This window comes from Acinetobacter albensis (assembly GCF_900095025.1).
Taxonomy (GTDB): Bacteria; Pseudomonadota; Gammaproteobacteria; order Pseudomonadales; family Moraxellaceae; genus Acinetobacter; species Acinetobacter albensis.
Map to the genome: position 1 here is coordinate 1 of NZ_FMBK01000026.1, position 2,574 is coordinate 2,574.

Annotated in this window: 3 protein-coding genes; all 3 read right to left on the reverse strand. The window is 48.3% G+C overall.

The features are described from left to right. A partial coding sequence (gene pcaF / locus GA0116959_RS14110) for a 3-oxoadipyl-CoA thiolase (protein WP_092721204.1) occupies positions 1-1,181 on the reverse strand: 1,181 nt, incomplete at its 3' end. 29 nt (positions 1,182-1,210) lie between these two features. Next, entirely contained in the window at positions 1,211-1,870 is a 660-nt protein-coding gene (locus GA0116959_RS14115; protein WP_053577881.1) for a 3-oxoacid CoA-transferase subunit B, read from the reverse strand. Positions 1,871-1,887: 17 nt separating this feature from the next. Continuing rightward, entirely contained in the window at positions 1,888-2,574 is a 687-nt protein-coding gene (locus GA0116959_RS14120) for a 3-oxoacid CoA-transferase subunit A (protein ID WP_053577882.1), read from the reverse strand.

Genomic DNA, 2,574 nt, shown 5'->3' on the forward strand with positions numbered 1-2,574 from the left:
GCGATGCCTTGACCGACCCCGATACACATCGAACACAAGGCGTAAGTTCCACCCGTTGCCTCCAACTGATTCAATGCCGTGGTGACCAAACGCGCACCCGAGGCACCCAGTGGATGACCTAACGCAATTGCACCCCCATTCGGATTAACATGCTCTGCACCATCAGCCAAACCGAGGTCACGCGTGACAGCCAATGCTTGTGCTGCAAATGCTTCATTCAGCTCAATCACATCCATCTGCTCAAGCGTTAAACCGGTTTGTGCCAATAACTTCTTGATTGCAGGTGCAGGTGCAAAGCCCATAATCCGTGGTTCAACGCCCACAGTCGTTGCACCAATAATTTTGGCACGCGCTTTCAAGCCATACTTTTCAATCGCATCATCCGATGCAATCAGTAATGCAGCTGCACCATCATTAATCCCTGAAGCATTGCCTGCCGTTACAGAACCTTCCGCTTTCACCACAGATTTCAATTTGGTTAACGCTTCAATCGTGGTGGCACGTGGATGTTCATCTTGAGTGATGACCACAGGCTCACCTTTACGCTGTGGAATCGTCACAGGAATGATTTCTTTATCGAAGAAACCACGCGCTTGAGCAGCTGCGGTGCGTTGTTGACTACTTAAGGCAAACTGATCTTGATCAGCACGGTTGATGTTGAACTGTGTTGCCACATTCTCAGCCGTTTGTGGCATGGTCTCGACGCCATACATCTCTTTTAACTTCGGATTGATAAAACGCCAGCCCATGGTGGTGTCTTCAAGTTTCTGAGCACGGCCATACGCACCTTCAGATTTACCCATCACCAATGGCGCACGACTCATGCTTTCCACACCACCGGCAATAATCAGATCTGCTTCACCCGCTTTAATGGCACGTGCTGCCATCGCTACAGCATCGAGGGATGACCCACACAGACGATTGACTGTGGTTGCAGGCACTTGATACGGGACACCTGCGAGTAAAGCCGACATACGACCCACATTACGGTTGTCTTCACCGGCTTGATTCGCACAGCCGTAAATCACATCATCCACCAATTCCCAGTTCACAGCGGGATTACGTTGCATCAGGGCTTTAATGGGTACAGCACCCAAGTCATCGGTACGTACTGGGGCTAAGCCCCCCGCATAACGACCAAAAGGGGTACGAATGGCATCGATAATATAAGCATTTTTCATTACAGTGATCTTCCAGAATACTTTAAGACTTAAGCGTGAGTTGCAGTGGCATCAATCAGTTTGGCACCCGTGACCGCTTGCAATTCTTCAAAAGAGAGCCCTGCGACTTTTTCAATGACTTTCATCCCTTCAGGTGTAACATCAATCACACACAGATCCGTATAAATACGATCGACACACTTTAACCCAGTCGCGGGATACGCCAACTCAGCCACAATTTTTGGTTCGCCTTTTTTGGTCACATGATCTGTGGTGACAAAAACTTTTTTCGAACCCACCGCTAAATCCATGGCACCGCCGACCGCAGGAATCGCATCGGGGGCACCGGTATGCCAATTGGCCAAATCACCATTTTCAGCCACTTGAAAAGCGCCCAGTACACAAATATCCAAATGCCCACCACGCATCATCGCGAAGGAATCGCCATGATGGAAATAAGAACCGCCTTGTAGCAAGGTGACGAATTCTTTACCAGCATTGATTAGTTCTGGATCTTCTTCACCTTTGGCAGGGGGTGGACCAAAGGCCAATAAGCCATTTTCAGAATGTAAGAACACATCTTTGTCTGAGGGTAAATAGTTGGAAATCTTGGTCGGTAAACCAATGCCTAAATTGACATAGGCCCCATCTGGAATATCTTGCGCCACACGCTCTGCAATTTGATCGCGGGATAGTTTGGTATAGCTCATGGTTAAATCCTCACGTCTTAAGCAGATTGTTCAAGTTGTTTTTTGCCGACAGCCACCACGTGCTGGACAAAAATACCGGGGGTGATGATGTGTTCTGGGTCTAAAGCACCCAGTTCAACCACTTCCGATACTTGTGCAATGGTGACATCCGCGGCCATGGCCATGATCGGGCCAAAGTTACGTGCAGATTTGTTATAGACCAAGTTCCCCCAACGATCGCCTTGATGGGCTTTAATCAGTGCAAAATCGGCTTTGATTGGATTTTCCAACACAAAATCTTTGCCTTCATAGTTGAGAGTGGGTTTGCCTTCGGCCAATAACGTACCAAAACCAGTTGGGGTGTAAATGGGACCTAAGCCCATGCCTGCGGCTTGAATACGACACGCGAGGTTACCTTGCGGCACCAGTTCGAGTTCAATTTTACCGGCACGATAAATTTCATCGAATACATAGGAGTCGGATTGACGAGGGAAAGAACAGATGATTTTACGGACTGCGCCTGCTTTAAGCAGTTTCGCTAAACCATAATCGCCATTACCGGCATTGTTGTTGACAATAATGAGATCTTTAATCCCGAGTTCGATGAGACCATCGATCAGTTCAGCGGGCTGTCCTGCGGTACCGAAACCACCAATCATGATGGTGGAGCCGTCTTTGATTTGGGAGAGGGCTTCACGTAATGAAGCAGTGCTTTTATCTATCAT

Bases quoted from the DNA above. Each gene is read 5' to 3' on its own strand.
- GA0116959_RS14115 (WP_053577881.1), bottom strand. From the start codon at position 1,870: ATGAGCTATACCAAACTATCCCGCGATCAAATTGCAGAGCGTGTGGCG.
- GA0116959_RS14120 (WP_053577882.1), bottom strand. From the start codon at position 2,574: ATGATAGATAAAAGCACTGCTTCATTACGTGAAGCCCTCTCCCAAATC.